General features: G+C 39.5%; 2 protein-coding genes. Both read left to right on the top strand.

Annotated features, from left to right (window positions below):
* Nucleotides 1-110 precede the first annotated feature (110 nt).
* Entirely contained in the window at nt 111-1,226 is a 1,116-nt protein-coding gene (locus A5295_RS05875) for an ADP/ATP-dependent (S)-NAD(P)H-hydrate dehydratase (RefSeq protein WP_082915520.1), read from the top strand.
* Between the two features lie 98 nt (nt 1,227-1,324).
* Nucleotides 1,325-1,975, top strand: coding sequence for an HAD family phosphatase (locus A5295_RS05870; protein WP_064622148.1), 651 nt, complete (start codon nt 1,325-1,327; stop codon nt 1,973-1,975).
* Nucleotides 1,976-2,001 lie beyond the last annotated feature (26 nt).

The raw sequence follows: 2,001 nt of genomic DNA, 5'->3' as shown, positions 1-2,001 counted from the left end.
ATATTCACGACACGCAGAATAACAAAAAAATTACAAATATTTTCAAAATGTTTACAAATTGTAACAATACATAAGTTTAGACAGTAATACACATGTTTAGCCAACTCTGCATGTGCTTAACGACGATTACACTTAATACTATGTTTGGCAATACAGATGGTATGAATTACATTGCAAAACCTGACAGTTCGCACACTGACGATAAAAACTCTGCAAATAATGAAATATCAGTAGATATTCATCTTGCTTCCACACCATTGCGCACGCCTCATGCAAGCGATAATAAATATTCAAGAGGCGTTCTAGGCGTAATTACCGGTTCAAACGACTATCCCGGAGCAGCAGTGTTAAGCACAAGCGCTGCAATACATGCAAATATTGGAATGGTCCGTTATTCAGGTCCTCTTCGTGCACAAAATTTAGTATTGCAAGCATCACCTGAAGTAGTAGCATACGAACAATTAAACGGAAAAATCGACGCAATAACAGTTGGATGCGGCATACCAGACGAAAGCCATTGCAACAACGAAACGGCTTTATCTCAAAGAAAATACATTGCTAGCATACTTGCAAAATACTCCAACGAAAACAAAAACGACAACAAAAACGACAACGCTGAAACGCAATTAAATAACAATCTTCCGCCAATATGCGTAGATGCTGGAGCATTAGACTTACTGCCAAAACAAGTTTGCGAAAAAGTAGTTCTCACACCTCATACAGGAGAATTAAGCTCGCTTTTTACTAGATACGATTTAGAAGTAAGCGCACAACAAATAGCCAGCAACCCAACACACTACGCTCAAAAAGCAGCCAATCTTACTGGAGCAACTGTGTTAGTTAAAGGCGCAACAACAGCAGTTGCATCACCATCAAAATTGCACTCTCCTATTTATATTGCACAATACGCTCCATCCTGGCTAGCAACTGCAGGTTCAGGAGATGTTCTAGCAGGAATTTTAGGAGCATTGCTGGCTCAGCACGAAAAAGATAACGAAAACAACGCGAACAACAAAAATTACGCACTTATTGCAGCGAGCGCAGCTGTGATTCACGGAGTTTGCGCAGTATTTGCATCACGCAGCAGTGGAGGAAACAATTACACTCAACTAGTGCAAGACATAGTGAAATCAAAGCGTGCTTTGACTTTGGAACATCCAATTGTGGCAAGCGATATTATAAATGCATTACCGCATGTTCTTGGGATTCTTATTAATATAAAGTAGCGCGCGGAATAATATCGGCAGTGTGCAAGATTAACGCATGAAACAAAATACGCGAATGTAAAATAACGTATGAAACAAAATAGAAGGAGTAGAAATAAATGACTAACGTACAAAATATTGAGATTCATGACGTCATGTTTGACTATTGCAAAGTTCTACTCGAATGGAATTGCCGAAACTGTTTGCAAAAGCAGTTCCCGAATTTAGTTGATACTATTTGCCCTAATGGAAGCTTTGGAAAGAACGATTTAGCCGGGTTCTATGAATTTGAGGACCGCATGGATGGCGGCGAGCTTTTGAAAGATCTTATGCCTGAATACGAACGTCGCTTTGGAAGCGAACTTGCTGAGGCTTTCCGTTGGTATTGCGCTCATTATGACCAAGTTTTGACACGAATGATGCCTGGAATGGTTGATTTATTGCATGATTTACGTAAAGCTGGATACGGCGTATGGGGCTTAACAAATTGGTCTAAAGAAACTTTCCCACTTGCGTTACGCAAATTCCCAGAACTTTCTACTCTTTTGCAAGGAACTATTATTTCCGGTGTTGAGCATTTGCATAAGCCAGAACCGGAAATTTTTGAACTTGCTATAAGTAGATTTGGATTAAATCCGCAAACAACTGTTTTCTTCGACGATAAGCCAGCAAATATTGATGGAGCTCATAGAGTTGGCATGCATGGATTTGTTTTTACAACTGCAGAGCAAGCGCGTAAGGATTTAGCTTCAGTAGGAGTAAATCTCTAATAATTGCTTAAATATTTAGCTTATAC

This window comes from Gardnerella sp. 26-12 (assembly GCF_001660745.1).
Lineage (GTDB): Bacteria > Actinomycetota > Actinomycetes > Actinomycetales > Bifidobacteriaceae > Bifidobacterium > Bifidobacterium swidsinskii.
Note: the sequence above shows the minus strand (reverse complement) of the source record. Positions and strands in the feature narration are given on the sequence as shown.

What these genes read in the sequence shown, in the direction of transcription:
- A5295_RS05870 (WP_064622148.1), top strand. Translation starts at nt 1,325, where the DNA reads ATGACTAACGTACAAAATATTGAGATTCATGACGTCATGTTTGACTAT.
- A5295_RS05875 (WP_082915520.1), top strand. Translation starts at nt 111, where the DNA reads ATGTGCTTAACGACGATTACACTTAATACTATGTTTGGCAATACAGAT.